Genomic DNA, 25,091 nt, shown 5'->3' with positions numbered 1-25,091 from the left:
GTCGGGCCGGGGCAATCGACCCGGCCCGACGATGATTTCAGGTCTCGTCGAGGAAGCTGCGCAGCGATTCCGAGCGAGTGGGGTGGCGGAGCTTTCGCAGCGCCTTGGCCTCGATCTGGCGAATCCGCTCGCGGGTGACATCGAACTGCTTGCCGACCTCCTCGAGGGTATGGTCGGTGTTCATGTCGATGCCGAAGCGCATCCGCAGCACCTTTGCCTCACGCGGGGTGAGACCGGCGAGCACTTCGCGCACGGACTCCTTCAGGCCCTCGCGGGTCGCGGAATCAATCGGCGACATCACGGTCGCATCCTCGATGAAATCACCGAGATGGGAGTCCTCGTCGTCCCCGATGGGCGTTTCCATCGAGATGGGCTCCTTGGCGATCTTGAGGACTTTGCGCACCTTGTCCTCGGGCATCTCCATGCGCTCGGCGAGCTCCTCGGGCTGCGGCTCGCGGCCCATCTCCTGAAGCATCTGCCGAGAGGTTCGGTTGAGCTTGTTGATGGTCTCGATCATGTGGACCGGTATACGGATGGTCCGCGCCTGATCCGCGATCGAACGGGTGATCGCCTGCCGGATCCACCAGGTGGCGTAGGTGGAGAACTTGTAGCCCCGGCGGTATTCGAACTTGTCGACCGCCTTCATCAACCCGATGTTGCCCTCCTGGATCAGGTCCAGGAACTGCAGGCCGCGGTTGGTGTACTTTTTGGCAATAGAAATGACCAGACGCAGATTCGCCTCGACCATCTCCTTTTTCGCCCGGCGCGCCTTGGCCTCGCCGATCGACATGCGGCGATTGATCTCCTTGACCTCGCTCACCGAAAGCCCCGTGCTCTCCTGGATGGCCGCCAGGCCGACCTGGGCCTCGAGCACGTCCTGCTTGCGCTCGGCCACGGTCTCCGAATACGGCTTGTTCGCCTCGATCAGCTCGTCCACCCAGCTCGGGTCGGTCTCTCGGCCCGGGAACAACGAGAGGAACTCCCGGCGCGGCATGCCGGCGTGCTTGACGCAGATCCGGGTCACTTCCCGCTCGGCGCGGCGGATCCGCTCGACGGCTCTGCGCAGGTTCTCGGCCATCCCTTCGATGACCTTTGGCGCGAGCTTCATGGACAGAAAAAGCCCGCCCATCTCCTCGCGCAGCTCACGGCAACGCTCCGAGTCGCTGCCTTCCTCCTGCAGCGTGCTCATAATCATTCCGTGCAGCTCCCAGATACGCTCGAAAAGCGCAACCGCCTGCTCCGGGTTGGGGCCGCTGTCCGCTACGGCGTTGGAGGCGGACTCCTCGTCCTCCTCGTCCTCCTCGGCCTCCGGCCCACGGCCAAGCTCGTCGTCGAGCCCCCGAAAGCCGGCGAGAATCTCGGGAAGACGCACCCGTCCGGCCTCCACGTGCTCGTGGAGTGCGTAGAGTGTGCGGGCGGAATCGGGGTAAGCGGATAACGCACGCAGCACCTGGTCGAGCCCGTCCTCGATGCGCCGGGCGAGCTCAATCTCGCCCTCGCGCGTGAGCAGCTCCACGGTGCCCATCTCGCGCATGTACATCCGCACCGGGTCGGTGGTGCGGCCGAACTCCGCGTCCACGGAAGCGAGCGCTGCCGCGGCCTCCTCGGCCTCGTCCTCATCGGTGGCAACGGCGGCATCGCTCAGGAGCAGCGTATCGGAATCAGGAGCTGACTCGTGGACGCTAATCCCCATATCATTGATCATGCCAATGATGTCTTCGATCTGCTCCGGATCTACGATATCATCGGGTAAATGGTCATTGACCTCCGCATACGTGAGGTAGCCCTGCTCCTTGCCGCGGGCGATGAGCTCTCTGATCTGGGACTGCTGATCCTGAATAGACATAGTTGTATATTGACTGGCTTAATGGGGTTGTACACATGAAGCCTGATAAAGGCCCTCAAGTATGTAATATAACCTATTGAGTACGCTTGTCTACGCTGATAAATATAACAGCCTGCTTCAGGGTTGCCGTTTCAGCTCAACCCATTCTCGCCACTCCCCGGCCGTCAGCTCGCCGCGCTGCAATCGCTCGTTTAAGTATTGCAAACGCTGGCCGTGCAGCAATGCACGCATACGCGCCAATGCACCTCGAAACTCCGCTTCTATCCCAGAGTCGGGAACCATATGATCCCACGTCGCGAGCTTCCACAGCGCCGCTTCATGCTCGCTGTTGTGACACCGTTCCAGTAACGCACCGCTATTGATATGCGGTTCTGCGCGGGCCAACTCAAGTAGTTGCACCAGCAGCGGTAAACCCGCGATGCGCGAATCGCGAAGGCTGTCAACTTCCTCCGCATCGAGCAGCTGCGCCAATGCCGGGCGCTGCAAAAGCAGCGCGATCGCCAATCGCACTGGAGTGCGCCGCACCGCCGGTGCCTCGCGCCCCCGGCGAGCCGGGGGCGGCTTCGGGCTGGGCGTGCCAGGCGCGCTGAGCCTTGCCTCGATATAATCCGCTTCCAGCTTCGCCAGCGCCGCCAATCGCTCGATCAGCATGCGCCGGAAGACGTCCTCGGGCAGCTTCTGCAACAGTGGCAGCGCCGCATCCACCACGCGCGCCCGCCCGTCAATGCTGCTCATGTCCGCAGCGGCAGTCAGTTGCTCGAGCAGGAAATCCGACAACGGCCGCGCCTCGCGCACGGCGGCCTCGATTGCTTCGCGACCATTTGCGCGCACGAAGCTGTCCGGGTCCTGCCCCTCGGGCAGAAACAGGAAACGCGCCTGGCGCCCGCCCCGCAGCGCGGGCAATGTGTTCACCAACGCCCGCCACGCCGCGCGCCGGCCGGCAGCATCGCCGTCGAAACAAAAGGTCAGGTCGCGGGTGACGCGAAACAGCCGCTCGACCTGCGCGCTCGACGTGGCGGTACCCAAGGTGGCCACCACTCGCGGCAGCCCGTACTGCGCCAGGGCCACGACGTCCATGTAGCCCTCTACAATTAAGATATCAGCCGGTTGCCGCTCCGAATCCAGGACCTTGTCGAGGCCGTAAAGCTCTTGCCCCTTGTGGAAAATGGGGGAATCCGGCGAATTCAGATACTTCGGTTTTCCGTCTCCGAGCGAACGCCCGCCGAAACCGATGATCCGCGCGCGCTGGTCGCGAATCGGGAATATAATCCGATCGCGGAACCGATCATAGGGCCGATTGCCACCTTTTTGCACAAGCAGCCCCGCGGCCTCCAGCGCCTTGCGCTCGGGGATCGCGCGCGCGAGGTGCTCCCATCCGGGAGGAGCGAAGCCGAGGCCGAATCGCGCCGCAATGTCGGCATCGAGGCCACGGCCTTTAAGGTAGCTCATCGCTCGCTGGTTCTGCGGGTGACGGTGCAACCACTCCTGATAAAGCTCCGCGGCCCGGGCCACCACGCGGTAGAGCGCCTCATGGCGCTCGATCTGCTTTTCATCCGCCGCCTGAGGGAGATCGAGGCCGACCCGTTTTGCAAGCTGGCTCACCGCCTCCCGAAAGTCCATCCGCTCGTAGTCCATCAAGAAGCGGATGGCGCTGCCGTGCGCGCCGCAGCCGAAGCAATGATAAAACTGTTTGGATTGGCTGACGGTAAAGGAGGGCGTTTTCTCGCCGTGAAAAGGACAGAGGGCATGGTGGTTGCTGCCCGATCGTTTCAACTGCAGACGCTCGCCGATGACATCGACGATGTCGGTTCGGCTGAGCAGCGTATCGATGAAACGCTCGGGAATCTTTCCGGCCATAGCCTCGTCTGTAGCTCAACCTCCTTGGCCGCAACAGCCCGTTCACCGAATACGGCAAACGCAATACGTCGAAGTCGCGCTCAAGCGCTCGGCAGGCGCGCCCTCACGCGCGCGCTGACCGCGCCCAAATCCGCTCGGCCCTGCACTTTGGGCTTGAGCACCCCCATGACCTTCCCCATGTCCTTGACGGATTCGGCTTGCGTCTCGGCGATAGCCGCATCGACAAGCTGATCGATTTCGCCCTCAGAGAGCGGCTGCGGCATGAACTCGCCGATACACTCGATCTCGGCCTGCTCCTTTTGCGCAAGATCCTGCCGCCCGGCGTCGTGATACTGCGTATACGACTCGCGTCGCTGCTTGATCATCTTGCTGAGCACGGCGAGGACGTCCGCATCGGAGAGTTCCCGGCGCTCATCCACTTCGCGCTGTTTGATGCCCGCCATGATCATGCGTAACGTCCCGAGGCGCGTTTTCTCCCCGGCGCGCATCGCGGCCTTCACCGCTGCGTTGATTCGCTCTTTAAGCTCGCTCATCGATCCGGCGGTAGAGGTTTCGGTGGTCGGTGCGTTCCGTTCAGTATAGGCGCTGCCGGCGTTGTTGCTCGCGCTGCAAACGCTTGAGATGCCGCTTCACGGCCGCCGCCTGTTTGCGCTTACGAACCTGGGTTGGCTTTTCATAGTGCTCGCGGCGGCGGATCTCGGACAAAATCCCAGCCTTCTCGCAGGAGCGCTTGAAGCGACGCAGAGCAACCTCGAAGGGCTCGTTTTCGCGCACCTTCACCTGTGGCATGTAGCTAAACACCTCCTCTTCGTTGGCGAATCGTATTGCCTGTTCACGACTAGGCCCGATCGAATTTAAGCTTGTGGGCAAACGTGTAATATTAACCAGCTTACGGGCCATTTGCAAAAGCGCAAGGGCGTTTGCATGCAAATTTCTGCGGGCCACTAGAGATCCCGGCCGATGCGCATACTGGGTATCGAGACTTCCTGTGATGAAACGGGCGTCGCGGTCTACGACGGACGCGCCGGGCTGCTTGCTCACCGCGTCTACAGCCAGGTCGAATCCCACGCACGCTACGGTGGCGTAGTGCCCGAGCTTGCCTCACGCGATCACATCCGCAAGCTGCTGCCATTGCTCGACGAGACGCTGCAGGCCGCCGCCACGTCGCGGCAGATGCTCGACGGCATTGCCTATACCCGCGGCCCCGGCCTGGCCGGCGCCCTGCTCGTCGGCGCGTCCGTGGCCCGCAGTCTTGCCTATGCCCTGGGAATCCCGGCGCTCGGCGTCCACCACATGGAAGCCCATCTCCTCGCGCCCATGCTGGAGGACTCGCCGCCGCACTTCCCGTTCCTCGCGCTACTGGTCTCCGGTGGCCACACCATGCTCGTACAGGTCGCGGGGGTCGGTCGCTCCCGGCTGCTCGGGGAGTCCCTGGATGACGCCGCGGGCGAGGCCTTCGATAAAATCGCCAAGCTGCTGGGGCTGTCCTATCCCGGCGGTCCGGCATTGGAGCGGCTCGCCGAGCAGGGCGATCCGAAGCGTTTTCGCTTTCCACGCCCGATGACCAGCCGTCCGGGGCTCGATTTCAGTTTCAGCGGCCTCAAAACACACACACTGAATACATTGCGCGAGGCAGATGCCCCGAGCGATCGCATTCGCGCCGATACGGCACGCGCCTTTCAGGACGCGGTGGTCGATACGCTCTATCTCAAGTGCCGACGCGCGCTCAGACAGACCGGGGCGAAGCGTCTGGTGGTGGCGGGCGGAGTGAGCGCCAACCGCAGGCTGCGTGAGCGCTTGGCGGAACTCGCCCGGGCCTCGGGCGCCCGCGTCTATTATCCGCGCCCCGAGTTCTGCACGGATAACGCCGCCATGGTGGCGTACACGGGCTGGCGGCGGCTCCGCCTCGGAGAACACGATCCGCTTGCCTTCGAGGTCGTGACGCGATGGCCGCTGACGGAGCTGCATGAGCCGCCCCGGCCTTGATCCAGCGCGCGAGCGCTCATTCTTAGCGCCCGATTTTCTTCTCCGTGCCCGCTAAGAGGCTCGCAATATTGCTGCGGTGGCGCCAATAGAGGAAGAGTGTCATGAGCGCCATGATCGCGACCAGCGCGCCGCTGCCGGTGGTCCACCACAAAAAGCTCGGTGCAAGCAAAAAGGCCATCAACGCGGAGAACGATGAGAGTCGCGTGAGCGTTGCCAGGACTAACCAGCTGCCGGCGGTCAGGGCCGCCGCGATCCAGGACCAGCCCAGCAAGACGCCCAGCCCCGTGGCGACCCCCTTTCCGCCGCGAAAGCCGAAGAAAATCGGGTAAAGGTGACCTGCGAACGCCGCCAACCCCACGAGGGCAATCGCTGCCATGTCCTCGGTCAGCGCCCGGGCGATGAGCACCGGGACCGCTCCTTTGAGAAAATCCCCCACCAGAGTCAAAGCGGCCGGCAGCCGACCACCGATGCGCAGCACATTGGTCGCACCGGGGTTGCCCGAGCCCTCGCCACGGGGATCGGCGAGCCCAAGCATCCGGCAGATTACGACCGCGGTGGAAACGGAGCCGAGCAGATAGCCGAAAACACCTAGCCCCAGGGTCATTGCGAGCGACGACATGAGCGCTATTGCAATCGCTTGAGCCCCTGCGGTCAAGCCTGTGCGGTTGGAGAAGCGCGTTGAGTCCCGATATAGTTGGCACCAGGGTGCGCGAGAGGGCTGTGATGGATTGTATCTTCCTACGTGATTTCCGGGTGGAGACCGTCATTGGAGTGTACGACTGGGAGCGGCGCATCCGTCAAACGCTCGTCTTCGATCTCGAGCTCGCCACCGATGTGCGCTCGGCGGCCGCCTCCGGCGAGCTCGCCGATGCCTTGGACTACGCGGCGCTGGCCAAGCGGATCAACGAGTTCGTGGTGGACGGCCGATTCCAATTGCTGGAAAGCGTCGCCGAGGGCGTTGCCGCGCTCGTGCTGAAGCAATTCCCCGTCACATGGCTGCGCCTGAGCGTGGGCAAGCTGCATGCCTTACCCAGCGCACGAGTCGCCGGCGTCAGCATCGAACGCGGCAATCCGGGGGCCTAATGCAGCGTGCCTACGTCAGTATCGGCAGCAACATCAATCGCGAGACCAACTTCCGCTCCGCGATCGCGCATCTGCGCCGCCTTTACGCCGATCTTATCGTCTCGCCGATCTACGAGAGCGAGGCAGTGGGCTTCGTGGGCGCGGCCTTCTACAATGGGGTGATCGGCCTGCGCACCGAGACCGACGCGCTGGCGCTGAATGCCGAGCTTCGAGCGATCGAGAGCGCCCATGGGCGTCGCCGCAGTCACGCCAAGTTCTGCTCGCGCAACCTGGATCTGGACCTTCTAACCTGGGGCGATGCCGTGATGCGAGAGCCGGGGCTGGTGCTGCCGCGCCCCGAGATCCTCGAGCAGGCCTATGTGCTGCGCCCGCTCGCCGATATCGCCGGCGACGTGCGTCACCCCGAGGACGGCCGCACCCTCGACGAGCTCTGGTTGCGGCTCAAACCCAAGGCGCAGGCCATGCGCGTTGTCGAGCTCGATCTGGACTGAGCGGACCATGCGCCGAGTCAACCATCACGCGGCCATGCCTCAGCCGGATCCAAGCGCCGCCGAGCACAGCGCCCGTCTGAGCGAGCGCATCCATGTCGCCATTGCGCAGTCGAACGGACGGCTCGCCTTCGACCGCTATATGGCGATCGCGCTCTACGAGCCGGGGCTCGGATACTACAGCGCCGGGCAGCGGCGCTTCGGCGCCGCCGGGGATTTCACCACGGCGCCGCTGGTCTCGGCACTGTTCTCGCGCACCCTGGCCCATCAGGTCGCGGAGATATTGGAGCGGCTCGACGGTGGGGTGGTGCTGGAGCTTGGCGCCGGCACCGGGCGGATGGCCGCGGACATTCTCGCGGAATTGGAGCGGCTCGGCCGTTTGCCCGAGCGTTACCTCATCCTGGAGGTCAGCGCCGCTTTGCGCCAGGAACAGGCGCAGACCATCGCTCATATACCCCCCCACCTGCGCTCGCGGGTGGAATGGCTCGATCGCTTGCCCGAGATACCGCTGCGCGGGGCGATACTTGCAAACGAAGTGATCGACGCCCTGCCGGTGAAGCGCTTCCAGGTGGACAACGACGGCCTGCAGGAGCAAATGGTCGGGTTGGGGGAGGACGCGCAGTTGATCTGGTCACTCGCGCCGGCCGAGGCTGAGCTTCGCGCGGCGGTGGAACGCATCGAGACGCACTGTGATACCCGGCTTCCACCGGGCTATGTCTCCGAATGGTGCCCCCCGCTCGCCGCGTGGATGGCAAGTCTGGGCGACATCCTGGAGGCCGGAGCGGCCCTTTTCATCGATTACGGCTATCCAAGAGCGGAGTATTATCACCCGCAACGGCGCATGGGAACGCTGCTTTGCCATTATCGCAACCGCGCCCACGATGACCCGCTGGTGCTGCCCGGGCTGCAGGACATCACCGCCTCTGTCGATTTCACGCACGCGGCGGAAGCCGGGATCGCGGCCGGTCTGGAGGTGCTCGGCTTTACCACGCAGGCGCATTTTCTGGTCGGTGCCGGGCTGCACCGACTGCTGGAGGCCGAGGCGGCACGGGCTCCCGAGCAAGCCGTAGACCTCACTCAACAGGCCAAGGCACTGCTCTTCCCGGCTCAGATGGGCGAGCGTTTTAAAGTGCTCGCACTGGGCCGCGGCCTGCCGTCGGCGCTGAGCGGTTTTGGCTGGATCGATCACACGGACCGTCTGCGTGCGCTACGGGGCGCAGACGTAACCACATAATAAATTGTATATTACCGGGACTTAAGCTGGGGGCGCACAGAGAACCTGGTGAGCGAGGAACGCAAGCCAACTGTACTCGTGGTTGACGACCATCGTTTTTCACGCACGGTCCTCAGCCGCATCCTCGACGCGGCTGGTTACCGTGTCGAGGTGGCAAAAAGCGCCCAGGAAGCGTTGGATCGAGTACGCCATTTTGAGCCGGACGCCTTCATCCTCGATACCGAGATGCCGGGAATGGACGGTATCGAGTTGTGTTGGCGGCTGCGTGAGCAGCTTCGCTTCCGCATCACTCCCATACTGGTCTGCACGGCCAGCGAGGACCGATATCTATTGCGCTCAGCCTTCACGGCGGGCTGCGACGACTTTCTGGTCAAGCCCCTCGAGCCGTTGCTGGTGGTTGCCCGTCTCGGCGGGCTTATCAAAAAATTCGATTTCTATAAACAACTCGAGGGGGCGCGGGCCGACCTGGCGCGCTATGTCTCGCCGCGGATTCGCAAGGTCATCGAAAGCCGCGCCGAGAACCCCAGCGCCTCGCCGCTGCCGCAGCAGCGCGAGGTATGCGTTCTCTTCTCTGATATCCGCGGGTTCACGGCGCTCTCGCAATGCATCGAGCCGACCGAGCTGTTCCGGGCGGTAAGCCAGCATCTCGGCACCCAGGTGGACTGTGTCTATGCCCATCACGGCTACGTCGACAAATTCGGCGGCGACGGCGTGATGGCGATATTCGACGGCGAGGAAATGGCCCACGACGCCTGTGAGTGCGCGCTGGATATCATGGATCGGGTGGACGCCTTACCGCCATTGAGCGACAGCAGCCCCGTACCGGTCGGCGTGGGCATCCATACCGGCCCGGTGGTGATCGGCAACATCGGCAGCGGCGATCACCTCGACTACACGGCCATCGGCGAGACCGTCAATGTGGCCGCAAGGCTATGCGGTCACGCCGAGCCCATGGACGTGATCGTCTCGCAAGCGGTGCACGAGGCCGTGGAACCGGCGGGGAAATTTGTGTTCGGCAAGGGCGAGTCCGTGAGTATTCGCGGCCTGGCATCACCGGTCACGTTGTACCATCTGCACTGCGCCGCCAAGCACCGAAACGATTCGGTGGCCGAGCGCCACGAATAGTCACAATGAAATGAGCTACCTTCATGCCTTCTGGCTGGCGCTGGTCCAGGGACTGACCGAATTCCTGCCCATCTCGAGCTCCGGCCATTTAATTCTCCTGCCAAAGTTGTTCGATTGGCCGGATCAGGGTCTGTATTTCGATGTGGCAACGAATACCGGCACACTGCTCGCCGTACTGCTCTATCTACGGCGGGACGTGTGCGAATTGCTGCTCGCCTGGATGCGCTCGATCCGGCGGGGCGGCCTGAGCCGCGAGGGCCAACTGGCCTGGGCGGTCCTCTGGGCGACGGTGCCTGTGGGTGCCGCGGGCCTGCTCGCCGCCAGCTACGCCGATTATCTGCGCACGCCGCTGGTGATTGCCACGACTTCGATCGGTTTCGGCGCACTGCTCTGGATAGCGGACCGCAGCCGCGGCGAGCGCAGCGTCTACGATATCCGTTTCACCGATGTGGTCGTGATCGGCTGCGCCCAGGCGCTCGCCTTGATCCCCGGAACGTCTCGCTCCGGCATCACCATGACGGCGGGGGTATTCCAGGGGCTGTCACGCGAGAGCGCCGCGCGCTTTTCGTTTCTGCTCGCCATTCCGGTCAGTGTGCTTGCCGGCGGCCTCGATGCGGTGCACCTCATTACCCATCCGCAGGCCTTGCCCTGGGAGGTGTTCGGTTTCGCGGTGCTGGTCGCCTTCATCAGTGGCTACGCCTGCATTGGGTTGTTCCTGCGTTTGATCGAGCGGATCGGCTTCGCTCCCTTTGTGATCTATCGGGTAGCGCTGGGCGTCGTGCTGCTTATCGTCTATTTCTGAAAGCGGATAACTGCGGTGTGGCGATGACCGCCGCCGGGCGCGGCGGCTCAGGAGTTGCCCCATTGCTCACGCACGCCAGTCGCGGCCGCAATACGGGCGCGCCGCAATGCCTGACCGATTTCCCGGCCCTGCAACCCGAGCTCGCGAAAGGAGGCCACCGGCACGGCCGCGGCTGCCCGATACGCCTGTGTAAGAAAGCGGGCCTGCGGATAGTCGCGCTGCGCCAAGCCGGCGCGGCCCCGGGCATCGGCTTCACAGGCCGCTAGAAATGAGGCGAGGCGCTCGGCGCGGCGGAACGCGTCCAGCGCCTCGAGCAGCGCCACGACCGTGGCGGGCCGCAGCTCGAGCACGCGGTGGCATTTGAGGTGATAGCGGGCGACCAGCTTGGCTAAATCCCGGCAAGCGCGCGGCACGCGAAGCCGTGCGCAGACCGCCTCCACCAGAGGAACGCCGCGCTGCTCGTGCCCCCGATGGCGCGGCAGCTCGCTAGCCGGCGTGCTGCCCTTGCCCAGATCGTGCGTCAATACGGCAAAGCGGACCGGCAAACGATCCGATAGCTGCACCGAGAGATCGAGCGCCAACAGAACGTGCACACCGGTGTCCACTTCAGGGTGATAGTCGGCGCGCTGTGGAATGCCGAAAAGGCAATCCAGCTCCGGAAGCAGCCGCTGCAATGCCGCGCTCTCGCGCAGCACGCGGATGAATGTCGAAGGCGTTGGCTCCATGAGCGCCCGGGCGAGTTCCTGCCATACGCGCTCCGGGATGAGTGCATCCACCTCTGCGGCCGCCACCATTTCCCGACACAGCGCGAGCGTCTCCGGGGCAACTCTGAATCCCAAGTGAGCAAAGCGCGCGGCGAAGCGTGCCAGGCGCAGGATTCGTACCGGGTCCTCGCGGAATGCGGACGAGACATGACGCAGTACGCGGGCGTCGAGATCGCGCCGGCCGCCGAACGGATCGATGATGCGACCATGACCGTCCTGAGCGATGGCATTAATCGTAAGATCGCGCCGTTGCAGATCCTGCTCCAGCGTCACGTCGGGGCTGGAATAAAAGCGAAAGCCATGATATCCGCGCCCGACCTTACGCTCGGTGCGGGCGAGCGCGTACTCTTCGCGGGTCTCGGGATGCAGGAACACGGGAAACTCCCGGCCGACCGGCCGGAAACCGCGGGCGGTCAGCTCCGCCGGCTCGGCACCGACGACCACCCAGTCCCGTTCTTTAACCGGAAGGCCCAGTAGGCGATCGCGCACCGCGCCACCGACCAGATAGATTTCCATGGAATCACCCCGGCCGCCCGTGCCGAAAGCGCACACCGAGACACCGCCGCCAGGGCGCGATCTACCCCGCGTCAACCCAGCCCGCGCCAACGAGGAGGCCGGTATCGGGTTGCTCGATCGCGGCGAAACGGCGCCCGGAGAACGCCGCACCGGGCTTTGACTAGTCCCGCCGCGCCATTCGGCGGAATTCATTGTAGCGCTGCTGGGCGCGCTGACGGCCTATGTATCCCGGCACAACGGCTTCGATTGCCGTCGGGTGGATACCGAGCCTTTCCAGGCCATCGTCGACACAGACGCTATCGACCTTACTCGAGAGATAATTGTCGTAACTGTAAGGCTTGCCGGGGACACGCTCGAGCACCTGCGCCTGACGCTGCGACCATTGATCGTTGAGCCCAATGATCAACCGCCGCACACCGAGCACCGTGGCGACGTAGTCAACCAGTTCGCGCAGCGTGAAGACACGGGGCCCACAAAGGTCGTATTTCTGACCGAAGGTCGCTTGGTCCTCGAGTGAGTTCACGAAGGCCTTGGCCACGTCACCGACGTAAACGGGCTTGAGTCGCAGATGTGGCGTGGGCAGGGGCAATACCGGCGAGAGTCGCAGCATCTGCGCAAACTTATTGAGAAAATTGTCTCCCGGACCGAAGATCACCGACGGGCGGAATACGGTTACCGCCAGCTCCTCCCCATGGCCCCCCAGCGCCACGCGCTCGCCGTCGGCCTTGGTCTGCTGGTAGCGGCTCGGTGCTTGCGAGGAAGCGCCGAGCGCGCTCATGTGCAGCAGGCGCCCGACCCCGGCCGTGCGGCAGGCCGCCAGAATGCGCTCCGGAAGCTTCACGTGGGCGTCCTCGAAACGATGCCCCGCGCCGCGACCTTCATTCAATACACCGACCAGATTGATCACCGCCTGGCAACCGGCGAATTCTTCGGCCAACGCCTCCTGATCGTAGCTGTCCGCTTCGATGAGCTGCAGGTTCGGAATCGGCAGCAGTTGCCTGTTGCGCTCGCGGTTGCGAGTCAAGACGCGCATCGTCACCTGAGTATTGGCGAGGTGCGCGGCAATATGGTGCCCAACGAACCCGGTCCCACCGAGCACGCAGATGGTTTTGACCCGCATGTCTCCTTCTCCAATGCTGATCCGCTTCAACCGCCCGTAGTCCGTGGCGGGATCCGATATTCACCCCCCGACGAACCGGTGCGTGCGCCTGTGCGCGGCGGCAAGTTCTACAAAACGCCATTTCCCTCCCCACCAAACATTACCGTGCCGCCGAACAACGAACCCCCAATCGACTCTCCCGCGCAATTTCCGGCGGACGGCACCGACAGGCAATGGTGCTCGTCCCTGGAACGAGCGGCCCACCGCCGTGGCTTTTATGGGCGTTATTCCGATGAATGCGACGCGTGATGGACGACAGATCCGACCTGCCGCAGGGTTGTGGGCATGCGCGCCTTCTCCCGCGACTCTCGCACACCCCGCCAATTCACCCGCACCCGGGGAAAACATTTCCCGCGCTCCCAGCAGCGTCCGTGCCCCGGGCCATTCCTCATTCATGCGCAATCGGTTTTTCGGTGAACAGAAAGTCACGCAGATGTTGGTCGAAAACCGGATCCCGGCGCCGAATCCACTCGAGAACCATGGCGGCGTGCTCTTTTTCCTCATCTCGGTTGTGGGCCAATATAGCCCTCAATTCCGGGTTCTTGCAGGCCGCGACGCGTTGATTGTACCAATCGGCCGCCTCGAGTTCCTCCATTAACGAAACAATCGCGCGATGCATGTCGCGGGTGTCATCGGAGAGCTCCTCAATCGGTTCATGATAGCCTTCACTCGCCATGACCGCCTCCTGCTTGCATTAGCCTTATGTCGCGCAAAATCCAATCAATTGGATTCTCTGAGAGAAAAATAGCAATTATACACAAATAATCGAATAAGAAACGCGCGAAATCAGAACGTTACTCGCGCATGAAAATCACTAAAACACTATATCCAATCCGCCAAACTCGGGCAATCTCTGGCCGCATGCAATGCCTTTGCGGAGGTAATGCAAACCAAGCGGCCGCCCCCGCGCCCCTATTTGTCATAATAGTCTATCGTGCAGTATCGCTAGTGAACTCTTACAGTGCACAACTACCTGCTTTATCTGGCGGCGGGAGCCTTCGCCGGACTGACGTCGGGTCTGTTCGGCCTCGGCGGAGGGCTGGTCCTCGTGCCGGCCCTTCTGTTCGTCTTTACCACACACGGCATTCCCGAATCGGTGGCCATGCATCTGGCGGTCGGCAGTTCGCTCGCCAGCATCGTCGCCACTTCCGTATCTTCAGTCAGCGCCCACGCTTGGCTCGGCGGGGTGCTGTGGCGTGTTTTCAAGCCCATCGCGCTCGGACTGGCCATCGGGGCACTGCTCGGGGCGCAAATCGCAGGCTTGCTCTCCGGGGTTCTACTAAAACGTGTTTTTGCCGTATTCCTGCTGATGGTAGCGGCACAAACGGCCTTTGGCCGCCAACCACCCGCCTCCCGACGCCTGCCCGGCCGCTACGGGCTCGTGGGGGCCGGACTGGTTATCGGGTCTCTGTCGAGCTTGATCGGTATCGGCGGAGGCAGCTTGATGGTCCCCTATCTCACCTGGCAAGGGACGCAGGTGCGCCAGGCGATCGGCACCTCCGCCGCAGCGGGTTTTCCGATTGCCATGGCAGGCACCATCGGGTTCATCATCGCCGGCTGGGGCGAGCCGATTCTGCCAAGCGCCGCCACCGGCTTCGTTTACTGGCCAGCCGTCGGCGGTATCGTCGTGGCAAGCATCCTGATCGCCCCGCTCGGAGCACGATGCGCTCATCACCTGCCCGGCACGATACTCAAGCGCATCTTTGCCGTCTTTCTGTTGGCGGTGAGCGCGCAGTTGTTTCTGGATTGAAAAGCCTGGGAGGGCCGTGGGCGCCGACCGACCGGGTTGCGGCCGGCAGTCAGGCTACCTCGGTCGGCGGGCCGAGGCGATCAGGACAGCCCCAGTTTCCTCTGCAGGTAATGGATATTGGTGCCGCCTTGCTGGAACGCGGTGTCCTGCATTATGTCTTGTTGCAGCGTGACATTGGTCTCGATACCGTCCACCACGATTTCGGAGAGCGCCATGCGCATTCGGCTGATGGCGCTGGCGCGGTCTTCCCCCCAGGTTATGACCTTGCCGATCATGGAATCGTAGAATGGCGGCACGACATAGCCGTTGTAGATATGCGAATCGACCCGAACACCTGGGCCGCCAGGCGCGTGGTACTGCGTAATCCGCCCCGGTGATGGCGTGAATGTCCGCGCGTCCTCGGCATTGATCCGACACTCGATGGCATGGCCGTGAAAACGCACGTCCTCCTGCCGATAGCGCAAGCGCTCGCCAGCGGCGATCAGAATTTGCTCTTGGATCAGATCCATACCCGTGACCATTTCGGTCACGGGATGCTCGACCTGGATACGTGTGTTCATCTCGATGAAGTAGAATTCGCCATCCTGGTAGAGGAACTCAAAAGTCCCGGCGCCGCAGTAGCCGATTTCCTTACAGGCGTCGACGCAGCGCTTTCCAATCGCATCTCGCTGCTCCGCGGTGATATCCGGCGCCGGCGACTCTTCCGCTACCTTCTGGTGGCGGCGCTGCATCGAGCAATCGCGCTCACCCAGATGGATGGCATTGCCGTAGCGATCGGCCAGCACCTGAATCTCGATGTGGCGCGGACGTTCCAGAAATTTCTCCATGTAGACCGTGACGCTATTGAACGCGGTGCGCGCCTCCGCTCGGGTAACGGCAATGGCGTGCAGCAGGCTGGCCTCGCTGTGAACGACGCGCATACCACGTCCGCCCCCGCCTGCCGCCGCTTTGATGATTACCGGATAGCCGATCTCCGCGGCGAGGCTCAGATTGGCTTCCGCATTTTCCGTCAGCGGACCGCCGGAGCCGGGAACACAGGGAATTCCGGCCTCCTCCATCGTGCGGATCGCCGAGACCTTGTCGCCCATGAGCGCAATGGTTTCCGCGCGCGGCCCGATGAAGAGGAACCCGGAGCTTTCCACACGCTCGACGAAATCGGCGTTCTCGGCAAGAAAACCGTAGCCCGGATGGATGGCTACGGCGTCGGTGACCTCAGCGGCGCTGATGATCGCCGGGATGTTCAGATAGCTTTCGTTGGAGGGGGGCGGGCCGATGCACACGGACTCATCGGCAAGCCTCACATGCTTGAGCTCCCGATCGGCACTCGAATGGACGGCAACCGTGCGGATACCGAGTTGGCGGCATGCCCGTAGAATACGCAGTGCAATTTCGCCGCGATTAGCGATGAGGATCTTGTCCAGCATCGATGATTATCCATTGCCGAGGTGGGCGGAGGGAACGAAGCGGATGCGCAACGCAGCTACTCGATAATGAATAGAGGTTGATCGTATTCCACCGGCTGCGCGTTCTCGACGAGAATCCGCTCGACCACACCGGCGACGTCGGCCTCGATCTGATTGAGCATCTTCATGGCTTCGATGATGCACAGCGTATCCCCGACGCTGACGGTCTGGCCCTCCTCAACGAAAGCGCTGGCGCCCGGCGAAGGGGCCCGGTAGAACGTGCCGACCATGGGCGAGCGCTGCACATGCCCACTGACCGGCTCATCCCCTGCCGCAGCAGGCTTTGCCGCGGCCGCCGGGGCTTCTTTGGGCTCGGCAACGGGGGGCGGAGTGTAGAGCTGCGTCGGCATGGGCGATGTGGCCTGTATCGGGCTGCTTCGACTGATTCGAATCGACTCCTCGCCCTCGCGAATCTCGATCTCATTGACATCTGATTCCTCAAGCAGCTCGATCAAGCGCTTGATCTTGCGAATATCCATCACAGTCAGTCCCGTTTCGCTTTACGCAACGCCGCATACAGCGCCAAGTCGTAGCCCAGCGGGCCCAGACCGCTGATCACCCCAGCGGCGATATCGCTGAGATAGGAATGCCGACGAAACGGCTCGCGGGCATGCACGTTGGTGATATGCACCTCGATGAATGGTATCGCGACGCCGAGCAAGGCATCCCGCAGGGCAATGCTGGTGTGCGTCAACGCACCTGGATTAATGATGATATAAGCGACGCCTTGCTGGCCGGCGCGATGGATACGCTCAATGAGCTCGTGCTCAGCATTGCTTTGGAAGGCTTCCAGCATGGTGCCCGCCGCCTTGGCCTGCTCGGTGAGCCGGTGGAGCAGGGTGTCCAGCGTCTCGGTGCCGTAGCGATCCGGCTCGCGCGTTCCAAGCAGATTGAGGTTGGGGCCGTTGAGCACCAGCACCTTGGTCATTTCTCTTCCTTAGAAGCCGCACCGGAGGCTCTCGCATTGGTCGCGAAATTCTGGACTACCGTGAATGTTTTGTCCAGATAGTGTCATTTTCTCGGTTTTTCGCTGCAATTGCGCGCACTGTACGGCTGTGGGCATGGGCCTTCGCGGGTGGAGCGAACCCAGCCTTCAACCTTCACGCACGCCGATGGAATGATTTGCCGAGCCCCGACGACGAAGCGCCGACGCCACAAGCCACGGCTAGAGCAACGGGCGGATCGCGGATTCGATGTCGGCCCGCGTGAGCTCCTTGCGGAATAACCGCCGAATACGACCGTCGCGGGCGATCACGGCCGTATACGGCAAGGTACCTTGCTTGTCGCCGTAGCTCGCCGCGACATCCATGGCGGCCTCGACACCGTAGAGCACGGGGTAATCGACGCCTAGCCGCTCGGCGAAATCCAGAATCGCATCGCGACTATCGATGGCGACACCGACCACCTGCAGGCCCTTCTCTCCATATTGTGCCTGCAGCGCCTTGAGAAGCGGAATCTCACGGCGACACGGCTCGCACCAGGTCGCCCAGAAATTGAGTATCACGACCTTGCCGTCCCATGCGCCGACGCTTTGTTCGCCGCCGCGCAGGGCGGGCAAGGTGAAATCCGGACGCTGCTCCCCCTCCATGCTGTCGTACCAGTGGAAATTGCCGATCACTACCGTGGCCCCGGCAAGCACCAGGATCGAAATGACAAGTGACCACCACAGCCGGCCCCGCTTCATGATGCGCCCCCAAATAACGCGCGCTCGGCGCGCTGCAGAAACGCCGCGGGACCGAGGAAGCCCACCACGCGCAATTCCCGTCGCTCACGGCCATCCGGGCCGAAGAACATAACCGCCGGCGGCAGAAAGACGTCAAGACGCTGAAGCAATGCCTTCTGATTCGGGTTCATCGCAGTGACATCGGCACGCAGCTTGACCGCACGGGATAGCAGCTGCCGCACCCGGGGATCGCTGAACGTGCGATCATCGAGCTGGACACAATAAACGCACCAATCGGCATACACATCCAGCAACACCGGTTGGTTGGCGGCGTTCGCCCGGCGCAGCTCGGCATCGAGTTCCTGGAGGCTTTCCACGTGACGAAACTCCGCAGCAGGCGCCGTGGTGCGCGGCTGCGATGACGCCGTCAACGTGCGCAGCGGCTGGCGCAAATCCCCGCCCCCGGCGGCCGCACCGAGCAGGGAGGCGGCACCCCAGAGCAGCATCAGCAGACCGCCCGTCTTGCGCAGCCGCTGCATCCCGCCCGCCTCACCGGTTAGCCGGTCCATACCACCCAGATAGACACCGCAGCCCAGCAGCAGCGCGCCCCACAGCGCCAACGACAGCTCTGGTGGAAGCACCCGCTCGAGCATCCACAACGCCACCGCCAGAAAAAGAACTCCGAAGATTCGCCGTATCGTCTCCATCCAATGCCCGGACTGCGGCAGCCATTTACCGGCTGCGGTGCCGATCAGCAACAGCGGAACGCCCATTCCATTGGCGAGCACGAACAGCGCAAGCCCCCCGAGCCACACCTTGCCGGTGCTACTGATAAAGACCAGCGCCGCAATCAGCGCCGGTCCCGAACAGGCGCCGACGATAAGGACAGAAAGCGCGCCCATGGCGGCTACGCCGATCAGCGTGCCACCGCGTTGATGCCGCGATACCTCGGCGAGCCTCGATTGCCAGCGGCTGGGCATCTGCAGCTCGTAGAGTCCGAACATCGATAGCGCCAAAGCGATGAACGTGGCCGCGAAAGCGCCGAGAAACCAGGGGTTTTGCAAATCGGCCTGAACCGCCTGCCCGGTGAGGCCGGCAACAATGCCGGCGAGCGCATAGGTCACCGCCGTGCTCTCGACGTAGACGAGCGAAAGAAGGAAGGCGCGCGCGCCCTTGCGCCGATAAGGGTCACCGGCGATCAGTCCGGAGAGAATCGGTATCATCGGGTACAGGCAGGCGCTGAAGGCAAGCAGCAACCCGGCGAGGAAAAAGCCCGCGAGGATCGGCAGCGGCCGTCCTTCCTGGAGAATTCGCGTCAGCTTATTGGTACCGGCTTGCAACAGACCGGCATCCGCCGCCGCAGCGGGGGCCGGCACCTCCTGCGCCACCTCCCTCGTTGCACCGGCGGGCGTGAGACGGATACGACTCGTCTGCGGCGGATAGCACAGCCCCGCATCGGCGCAACCCTGATAGTGGGCCACCAGCTCGAACGGGCCACTCACTGCGTGCTCGAGCTCGAGCCTTGCCTCGACAGGGTGATGATAAACTTCCAGGCGGCCGAAATAGGGATCGTTCTTGGGCTGCCCCGCAGGGGTTTCGACGTGCGCGATCGCGTTATCCGTGCCCGCCAGCTCGAAGGCGAGCTTGCCGCGGTAGAGATAATAGCCCTCCTGCACATCCCAGCGAGCGACGACGCGGTTCGGCGCGGTCAACTCGGCGCTGACCGGAAACGCCCGCTCCACCGGCAACAGCGTCGGTTCATCGCTGCCGAACCAGCCGCCGAGCAAGCCACTCGACGCAGCGCCCGCGCTGAGGGCCGTAACCAATGCCATCAGCGCCAAAAGGCGAACGACCAGCCGCAGCGCCATCGCCTGTCAGCCCTCTTTTGCTGTCTGCTGGGATACCCAGTCGAGATAGCCGCTCAGACCCCGCTCGATGGGCAATGCAATGATCTCGGGAAGATCGTTCGGATTGAGGCGACGCACCGTCTCCTCCACGCGAGGATACGCCTCGGCGGTTGTCTTCGCCAGCAACAGCACTTCACCCTCGCGCTCGATCCGCCCTTGCCACGGGTACACGGAGGTCAGCCCGGGGACGATATTGACACAGGCGGCATGAGCGCCCTCGACCAACGCCGTCGCGATGGCTTCAGCCGAGTCTTGATCCGGGCAGGTGGAGAGCACCAAGAGGCAGTTCGTCGTCACGGGCATATCCTGGAATTTTTTGCTGCATTTGCCAACGGGGCGTTGAATTTTACCACCATCATCCTTATCCCTAGTCGGCCAGCGAAGACTATAACGCAAGCACCGACTGACCATCAGACTATTGACTGACGTGCCATGATGATTATTATTAGCACTCACTATCGGTGAGTGCTAATAATCAGTGATCACCGTGGAATATTGCTTTGGCACATCTTAATAGGGAGTAAGGCCCGATGAAACTACGCCCCTTGCATGATCGAGTGGTCATAAAGCGCCTGGAGGAGGAGCGGACCTCGCCGGGGGGCATCGTTATCCCGGATACCGCGGCCGAGAAGCCGATCCGCGGCGAAATCGTCGCCGTGGGCAACGGCAAGCAGCTCGACAATGGCGAGATTCGTCCGCTGGACGTCACGATCGGCGATAAGGTGCTGTTCGGCAAATTCGCCGGCACCGAGGTCAAGATCGGCGATGAGGAGCTCCTCGTAATGCGCGAGGACGATGTCATGGCCGTGATCGAAGACTGATAACACGTCGCACGGCTCCCGGAACATTTAACGGATCGATTCTCGAGAGGGAAACCGACAATGGCAGCAAAAGATGTACGTTTTTCAGACGACGCGCGCCATCGCATGATCGCAGGCGTCAACATCCTGGCCAATGCGGTCAAGGTGACGCTTGGTCCGCGCGGTCGCAACGTCGTGTTGGAGAAAAGCTTCGGCTCACCCACGATGACCAAGGACGGCGTCTCCGTCGCCAAGGAGATCGAGCTCAAGGACAAGTTCGAGAACATGGGCGCCCAGATGGTCAAAGAGGTCGCCTCGCAGACCTCTGATAAAGCAGGCGACGGCACCACCACCGCGACCGTGCTCGCCCAGGCCATTCTCCGCGAGGGCATGAAAGCGGTCGCCGCCGGCATGAACCCGATGGATCTCAAGCGCGGCATCACGAAGGCTGTTCGCGCAGCGGTCGAGGAGCTGAAAAACCTTTCCAAACCCTGTGACACCGATTTGTCCATCGCTCAGGTGGGCACCATCTCCGCGAACGCCGAGTCCGCCATCGGCGAGATCATCGCCGATGCCATGAAAAAGGTGGGCAAGGAAGGGGTGATCACGGTCGAGGAAGGCTCCGGGCTCGAGAACGAGCTCGAGGTTGTCGAGGGCATGCAATTCGACCGCGGCTACCTCAGCCCCTATTTCATCACCAACCAGCAAAACATGTCCGCCGAGCTCGACGATCCTTTCATCCTGCTCTGCGACAAGAAGATCGGCAACATCCGGGAGCTTCTGCCGCTGCTGGAGAACGTGGCCAAGAGCAGTCGGCCGCTGCTGATCGTCTCCGAGGATGTGGAAGGCGAGGCCCTGGCCACCCTGGTGGTCAATACCATCCGCGGCATCGTCAAGGTGGCGGCCGTCAAGGCGCCCGGCTTCGGTGATCGGCGCAAGGCCATGCTCCAGGATATCGCCGTGCTCACCGGCGGCAACGTGATCTCCGAGGAGATCGGCCTGACCCTCGAGAAGGCGACCCTGGACGACCTGGGAAGCGCCAAGAAGGTCAACGTCACCAAGGAGAACACCACCATCGTCGGCGGCAACGGCCGCAACGACGACATCAAGGGCCGGGTCGAGCAGATCCGCAAGCAGATCGAGGAAGCCACCTCCGACTATGATCGCGAGAAGCTGCAGGAGCGTGTGGCCAAGCTTGCCGGTGGTGTAGCCGTCATCAAAGTCGGCGCCGCCACCGAGGTCGAGATGAAGGAGAAAAAGGCCCGCGTGGAGGACGCGCTGCACGCCACCCGAGCCGCCGTGGAGGAAGGTATCGTCCCCGGTGGCGGCGTGGCGTTGATCCGCGCGCAGAAAGGGCTTGTCGCGCTGCAAGGCGACAACCACGATCAAGACGTCGGAATCGGCATCGTCCGTCGCGCGATTGAAGAACCGCTGCGTATCCTCGTCGCCAATGCCGGTGAGGATGCGGCTGTTGTCGTCAACAAGGTGCGCGAGGGCGAGGGCAATTTCGGCTACAACGTACAGACCGGCGACTACGGCGATCTGGTCTCCATGGGCATTCTCGACCCGACCAAGGTAGCCCGTACAGCGCTGGAGAATGCGGCCTCGATCGCCGGACTGATGATTACCACCGAGGCCATGGTGGCCGAGCACCCAAAGGAGGAAAAGGAAGGCATGGGTGCCGGTGCCGGCGGCATGGGCGGAATGGGCGACATGGGCATGATGTAATAACCCGCCCGTTCTGTCGCAATGTTTCAGCCAAGCCCCGCAGCCATGCGGGGCTTTTTTTACTCCCGCGAAACCGATCACTCGCCCGATATGGCCGTTTCCGGTCGGCTCATTATGCGAGTCCATCCGCCGCCGCGCGGATCCGAAGCCGCCTGCAAGGCATCAGCACGGCGGTCCCAGAGAATCGCTTGCATGTTACCGTACTCACGCGTGAGCGGCTCGAGGCGGTGGCCCATTGCCGTGAGCCGCTCTTGCAGCGCCGCGTCGAACGCTCCTGGTTCGAACTGGATGGCATCGGGCAGATATTGGTGATGATAACGCCGGCGCGCTACCCAAACCGCCGGTGGCTCGTCGTCGGCCAATTCCAGGATAGCCAGCAGCACCATGCTCACGATGCGACTTCCCCCCGGCGTGCCGAGTATGCCGATCCGCTCCCCCGCCTGCACGAATGTCGGACTCATGCTGGACAAGGGCCGTTTGCCCGGTGCCACCGAGTTGGCCTCACCCCCCACCAGGCCGTAGACATTCGGCTCGCCGGGGTGGGTGGCGAAATCATCCATCTCGTCGTTGAGCAGCACCCCGGTGCCCGCCGCGAGGAAACCGCTGCCGAATGGATAGTTGATCGACAGCGTCGCCGCCACCCGGTTTCCCTCGGCATCGATAATGGAAAAATGCGTCGTGTCCGCCCCCTTGTCCGGCCTCCGGCCGCCCTCAGCGAGCTCCGCACTGCGCGTGGCGTGACGCGGATCGATGCCGCGCCGCAATGCTTCGGCGTAGGCAGCCGAGGCCAAGCGCCGACGCGGGACCGTGACAAAGTCGGGATCACCGAAATAGCGGGCACGCATCCGATAGGAGCGGCGCATGGCTTCCACCACGAGATGCACGCGCTGCGCCCGGTCGAGCGCGCCGAGGTCAAAGCCCGAGAGGATGTTCAGCATGATGGCGAGTTGCAGCCCGCCAGCGGAAGGCAGAGCCGCCGTCACGACATCCATGCCACGGTAGCGCACGTGCACCGGCTCACGCTCGAGCACCCGATACCGCCTGAGATCCTCCAGCGACCAGATCCCGCCGGCCTTGCGTACGGCCTTGACCAGGCGATCCGCGACCTCGCCGCCATAAAACCCGGATCGCCCGGACTGGGCAATTGCCTCGAGCGTTGCGCCGAGATCCGGCTGGCGTAACACCGTGCCTACCTCGGGTATCGCCCCGTCCCGCAGAAATACCGCCGCCGTTTGTCGATAACCCGCCAATACCGAGCGTCGGGACCGCAGGAGCCGCCGATAATGGGCATCCACCGCAAAGCCTTGCCGTGCATAGCGGATCGCCGGGCGCAGGCTCTCGGCGAGCGTCAGGCGACCGTACCGCTCGGCGATGTGGACCAGCGCCGCCGGTTCGCCTGGAATCGCCGCCGCGAGCGGACCGTCCAAGGAAAGCCGCTCGCCTTCCTGGCCCTCCGCGCGAATGTACATATCCCGTGTCGCGGCCAGGGGCGCGCGCTCGCGGCCATCGACCATGGTATCGCGCCCGGTGGCGGCTTCGTGCAGCAGCCAGAAGCCGCCGCCGCCCAAGCCTGAGCTAGCCGGCTCCACCACCGCCAATGCGGCACTCACCGCCACGGCCGCGTCAAAAGCGTTGCCGCCTTGATCCAGCACATCGAGCGCCGCTCGCGTCGCCAGTGGGTGCGCGCTTGCCACGGCCGCGCGCCCCGGCCCGTTTGCCGCGGCGAGCGCAGCCGGCGCCGTCCCGAGGAGGGCGACAACGAGCAGACTCACCAACCACCCCGGGCCTCGGCTCATGATCATTCGTCCTGGCGCATTGCCTGCCATACCGCGGGACAGGCTAAATGCGCTTGAGGCGGCGCCGCAGGGCCTTTTTCACGACAGGGTGGACGAAACGGCTCACATCGCCCCCGAGCGAGGCCACCTCTCGTACCAATGTCGAGGAGATGAACGCGTACTGCTCGGCGGGCGTCAGAAACAGCGTTTCGACTCCGGGGGCAAGCTGTCGGTTCATGCTCGCCAGCTGAAACTCGTGCTCGAAATCCGAGACGGCGCGCAGACCGCGCAAGATGACATCGGCCTTGCGCTGCATCACGTACTCTGCCAGCAACGACTCGAAAGCCGCCACCTCGACGTTATCGTGGCACGCAAGCACCTGACGGGCCAGGGCCACGCGCTCCTCGAGGTCGAATGCGGGACGCTTGCTCGCCGCGGGGGCGCCCGAAATCGCCACGATGACCCGTTCGAACAGCGTTGCCGCCCGCTCGATCAAATCACTGTGGCCATTGGTGATGGGATCGAAGGTCCCTGGATACACCGCGACAATGCCCATAACTTAGCCACCCCCGGCGAGCGCTGGCGCTTGATATCGCAGCAGACGGTAGCTCACCGCCCCGGCGGCGCCGCGGCGCATTGGCCGCCAGGCGCTGGGCAGAGCGCCCAATGAGCGATGACTGTCCGATTCGAGATAAATCAAAGCGTCCTCACTCAGCCATCCACCCGAGTCGAGCCGGCGACAGACGCCTTCGATGAGCGTGGATTGAAACGGCGGATCGAGAAAGACCACAGCGAAAGGCTCCGGCTTGCCGCTCAGGTATCGTCGCGCATCGGCATGTATGACCTGTACCGTGCCGCCAGCCTGTATTCGTTCCACGTTTGCCCGCAGCGACCGAAACACCAGCGCCGAGCGCTCTACGAGCACGCTGCGACTGGCCCCGCGAGAAACCGCCTCCAGTCCCAACGCCCCGCTGCCGGCGAACAAATCCAGACACCGCGCACCCTCCAGGTAAGGTTGCAGCCAATTGAACAACGTCTCGCGCACCGCATTCGGCGTGGGACGCAATCCGGCCACCTCAGGGAATTGCAGCCGGCGGCGGCGCCATTGGCCCGCGATGATTCGCAGCTGGTTGCGAGCCGCCATG

General features: G+C 63.3%; 27 protein-coding genes. 10 read left to right on the top strand and 17 right to left on the bottom strand.

Annotated elements, in window-relative coordinates:
- Window positions 1-37: 37 nt before the first annotated feature.
- From rpoD to rpsU, 4 genes are all read right to left on the bottom strand, one after another.
- Entirely contained in the window at window positions 38-1,846 is a 1,809-nt protein-coding gene (rpoD, locus tag AC52Q4_RS11650; RefSeq protein WP_495536966.1) for an RNA polymerase sigma factor RpoD, read from the bottom strand.
- Between the two features lie 117 nt (window positions 1,847-1,963).
- Window positions 1,964-3,703 (bottom strand): DNA primase, encoded by a 1,740-nt coding sequence (dnaG, locus tag AC52Q4_RS11645; RefSeq protein ID WP_495536965.1) that lies wholly within the window; start codon window positions 3,701-3,703, stop codon window positions 1,964-1,966.
- 80 nt (window positions 3,704-3,783) lie between these two features.
- Window positions 3,784-4,236: a GatB/YqeY domain-containing protein gene (locus tag AC52Q4_RS11640; RefSeq protein WP_495536964.1), complete on the bottom strand. Its 453-nt coding sequence runs from the start codon at window positions 4,234-4,236 to the stop codon at window positions 3,784-3,786.
- A gap of 40 nt (window positions 4,237-4,276) precedes the next feature.
- The gene (gene rpsU, locus AC52Q4_RS11635; RefSeq protein ID WP_495536967.1) at window positions 4,277-4,492 is read right to left on the bottom strand and encodes a 30S ribosomal protein S21; all 216 of its coding nucleotides are present in this window, start codon (window positions 4,490-4,492) and stop codon (window positions 4,277-4,279) included.
- 171 nt (window positions 4,493-4,663) lie between these two features.
- Between rpsU and tsaD the strand changes: the two genes are divergently transcribed.
- A complete protein-coding gene (gene tsaD, locus AC52Q4_RS11630) occupies window positions 4,664-5,689 on the top strand; it encodes a tRNA (adenosine(37)-N6)-threonylcarbamoyltransferase complex transferase subunit TsaD (RefSeq protein WP_495536963.1) in 1,026 nt (341 codons plus the stop codon).
- 22 nt (window positions 5,690-5,711) lie between these two features.
- Here tsaD and plsY read toward each other — a convergent pair whose 3' ends face one another.
- Window positions 5,712-6,293, bottom strand: a complete 582-nt coding sequence (gene plsY / locus AC52Q4_RS11625; RefSeq protein ID WP_495536962.1) for a glycerol-3-phosphate 1-O-acyltransferase PlsY — start codon at window positions 6,291-6,293, stop codon at window positions 5,712-5,714.
- 119 nt (window positions 6,294-6,412) lie between these two features.
- Between plsY and folB the strand changes: the two genes are divergently transcribed.
- From folB to AC52Q4_RS11600, 5 genes are read left to right on the top strand one after another with little or no spacing between them, the layout of a single operon-like run.
- Complete coding sequence (folB, locus tag AC52Q4_RS11620) at window positions 6,413-6,772, top strand: dihydroneopterin aldolase (protein ID WP_495536961.1); 360 nt, start codon at window positions 6,413-6,415, stop codon at window positions 6,770-6,772.
- On the top strand, window positions 6,772-7,263 hold the full coding sequence (folK, locus tag AC52Q4_RS11615) for a 2-amino-4-hydroxy-6-hydroxymethyldihydropteridine diphosphokinase (protein ID WP_495536960.1): 492 nt from the start codon (window positions 6,772-6,774) through the stop codon (window positions 7,261-7,263). The genes folB and folK overlap by 1 nt, the downstream gene beginning before the upstream one ends.
- A gap of 7 nt (window positions 7,264-7,270) precedes the next feature.
- Window positions 7,271-8,494, top strand: coding sequence for a class I SAM-dependent methyltransferase (locus AC52Q4_RS11610; RefSeq protein WP_495536959.1), 1,224 nt, complete (start codon window positions 7,271-7,273; stop codon window positions 8,492-8,494).
- A 48-nt stretch (window positions 8,495-8,542) separates the two neighbouring features.
- The gene (locus AC52Q4_RS11605; RefSeq protein ID WP_495536958.1) at window positions 8,543-9,619 is read left to right on the top strand and encodes an adenylate/guanylate cyclase domain-containing protein; all 1,077 of its coding nucleotides are present in this window, start codon (window positions 8,543-8,545) and stop codon (window positions 9,617-9,619) included.
- Window positions 9,620-9,629: 10 nt separating this feature from the next.
- Window positions 9,630-10,421, top strand: a complete 792-nt coding sequence (locus tag AC52Q4_RS11600; protein WP_495536957.1) for an undecaprenyl-diphosphate phosphatase — start codon at window positions 9,630-9,632, stop codon at window positions 10,419-10,421.
- Between the two features lie 47 nt (window positions 10,422-10,468).
- On the opposite strand, the gene AC52Q4_RS11595 is transcribed toward AC52Q4_RS11600, so the two are convergent.
- Complete coding sequence (locus AC52Q4_RS11595) at window positions 10,469-11,701, bottom strand: multifunctional CCA addition/repair protein (protein WP_495536956.1); 1,233 nt, start codon at window positions 11,699-11,701, stop codon at window positions 10,469-10,471.
- Between AC52Q4_RS11595 and AC52Q4_RS11590 the strand changes: the two genes are divergently transcribed.
- Window positions 11,700-11,861 carry a hypothetical protein gene (locus tag AC52Q4_RS11590; RefSeq protein ID WP_495536955.1) on the top strand — a complete coding sequence of 54 codons (162 nt, stop codon included), beginning with the start codon at window positions 11,700-11,702 and terminating at the stop codon, window positions 11,859-11,861. The genes AC52Q4_RS11595 and AC52Q4_RS11590 overlap by 2 nt on opposite strands.
- Here the strand turns inward: AC52Q4_RS11590 and AC52Q4_RS11585 are convergent, their stop codons facing one another.
- Window positions 11,862-12,821: a complex I NDUFA9 subunit family protein gene (locus AC52Q4_RS11585; protein ID WP_495536954.1), complete on the bottom strand. Its 960-nt coding sequence runs from the start codon at window positions 12,819-12,821 to the stop codon at window positions 11,862-11,864.
- A 427-nt stretch (window positions 12,822-13,248) separates the two neighbouring features.
- The gene (locus tag AC52Q4_RS11580; protein WP_495536953.1) at window positions 13,249-13,536 is read right to left on the bottom strand and encodes an encapsulin-associated ferritin-like protein; all 288 of its coding nucleotides are present in this window, start codon (window positions 13,534-13,536) and stop codon (window positions 13,249-13,251) included.
- 285 nt (window positions 13,537-13,821) lie between these two features.
- On the opposite strand from AC52Q4_RS11580, the gene AC52Q4_RS11575 reads away from it, so the two are divergent.
- The gene (locus tag AC52Q4_RS11575) at window positions 13,822-14,610 is read left to right on the top strand and encodes a sulfite exporter TauE/SafE family protein (RefSeq protein WP_495536952.1); all 789 of its coding nucleotides are present in this window, start codon (window positions 13,822-13,824) and stop codon (window positions 14,608-14,610) included.
- An 80-nt stretch (window positions 14,611-14,690) separates the two neighbouring features.
- On the opposite strand, the gene accC is transcribed toward AC52Q4_RS11575, so the two are convergent.
- The 6 genes from accC to cutA form a co-directional block, all read right to left on the bottom strand.
- On the bottom strand, window positions 14,691-16,034 hold the full coding sequence (accC, locus tag AC52Q4_RS11570; protein ID WP_495536951.1) for an acetyl-CoA carboxylase biotin carboxylase subunit: 1,344 nt from the start codon (window positions 16,032-16,034) through the stop codon (window positions 14,691-14,693).
- 56 nt (window positions 16,035-16,090) lie between these two features.
- Window positions 16,091-16,552: an acetyl-CoA carboxylase biotin carboxyl carrier protein gene (gene accB / locus AC52Q4_RS11565; RefSeq protein WP_495536950.1), complete on the bottom strand. Its 462-nt coding sequence runs from the start codon at window positions 16,550-16,552 to the stop codon at window positions 16,091-16,093.
- A gap of 5 nt (window positions 16,553-16,557) precedes the next feature.
- On the bottom strand, window positions 16,558-17,001 hold the full coding sequence (gene aroQ / locus AC52Q4_RS11560) for a type II 3-dehydroquinate dehydratase (RefSeq protein ID WP_495536949.1): 444 nt from the start codon (window positions 16,999-17,001) through the stop codon (window positions 16,558-16,560).
- A 237-nt stretch (window positions 17,002-17,238) separates the two neighbouring features.
- Window positions 17,239-17,757 carry a TlpA family protein disulfide reductase gene (locus AC52Q4_RS11555; RefSeq protein WP_495536948.1) on the bottom strand — a complete coding sequence of 173 codons (519 nt, stop codon included), beginning with the start codon at window positions 17,755-17,757 and terminating at the stop codon, window positions 17,239-17,241.
- Window positions 17,754-19,604: a protein-disulfide reductase DsbD gene (dsbD, locus tag AC52Q4_RS11550; protein ID WP_495536947.1), complete on the bottom strand. Its 1,851-nt coding sequence runs from the start codon at window positions 19,602-19,604 to the stop codon at window positions 17,754-17,756. The genes AC52Q4_RS11555 and dsbD overlap by 4 nt, the downstream gene beginning before the upstream one ends.
- Window positions 19,605-19,610: 6 nt before the next feature.
- Window positions 19,611-19,946 carry a divalent-cation tolerance protein CutA gene (cutA, locus tag AC52Q4_RS11545; protein WP_495536946.1) on the bottom strand — a complete coding sequence of 112 codons (336 nt, stop codon included), beginning with the start codon at window positions 19,944-19,946 and terminating at the stop codon, window positions 19,611-19,613.
- A 227-nt stretch (window positions 19,947-20,173) separates the two neighbouring features.
- Between cutA and AC52Q4_RS11540 the strand changes: the two genes are divergently transcribed.
- Window positions 20,174-20,464 (top strand): co-chaperone GroES, encoded by a 291-nt coding sequence (locus AC52Q4_RS11540; protein WP_495536945.1) that lies wholly within the window; start codon window positions 20,174-20,176, stop codon window positions 20,462-20,464.
- 60 nt (window positions 20,465-20,524) lie between these two features.
- Entirely contained in the window at window positions 20,525-22,171 is a 1,647-nt protein-coding gene (gene groL / locus AC52Q4_RS11535; protein ID WP_495536944.1) for a chaperonin GroEL, read from the top strand.
- Between the two features lie 77 nt (window positions 22,172-22,248).
- On the opposite strand, the gene ggt is transcribed toward groL, so the two are convergent.
- From ggt to rsmD, 3 genes are read right to left on the bottom strand one after another with little or no spacing between them, the layout of a single operon-like run.
- Window positions 22,249-23,967 carry a gamma-glutamyltransferase gene (gene ggt, locus AC52Q4_RS11530; RefSeq protein WP_495536943.1) on the bottom strand — a complete coding sequence of 573 codons (1,719 nt, stop codon included), beginning with the start codon at window positions 23,965-23,967 and terminating at the stop codon, window positions 22,249-22,251.
- A 43-nt stretch (window positions 23,968-24,010) separates the two neighbouring features.
- On the bottom strand, window positions 24,011-24,502 hold the full coding sequence (gene coaD, locus AC52Q4_RS11525; RefSeq protein ID WP_495536942.1) for a pantetheine-phosphate adenylyltransferase: 492 nt from the start codon (window positions 24,500-24,502) through the stop codon (window positions 24,011-24,013).
- Between the two features lie 3 nt (window positions 24,503-24,505).
- Entirely contained in the window at window positions 24,506-25,090 is a 585-nt protein-coding gene (gene rsmD / locus AC52Q4_RS11520) for a 16S rRNA (guanine(966)-N(2))-methyltransferase RsmD (protein WP_495536941.1), read from the bottom strand.
- Between the last annotated feature and the right edge of the window lies 1 nt (window position 25,091).

The organism is Nitrococcus sp., assembly GCF_059432795.1.
This window is presented reverse-complemented; position numbering and strand designations above follow the sequence as displayed.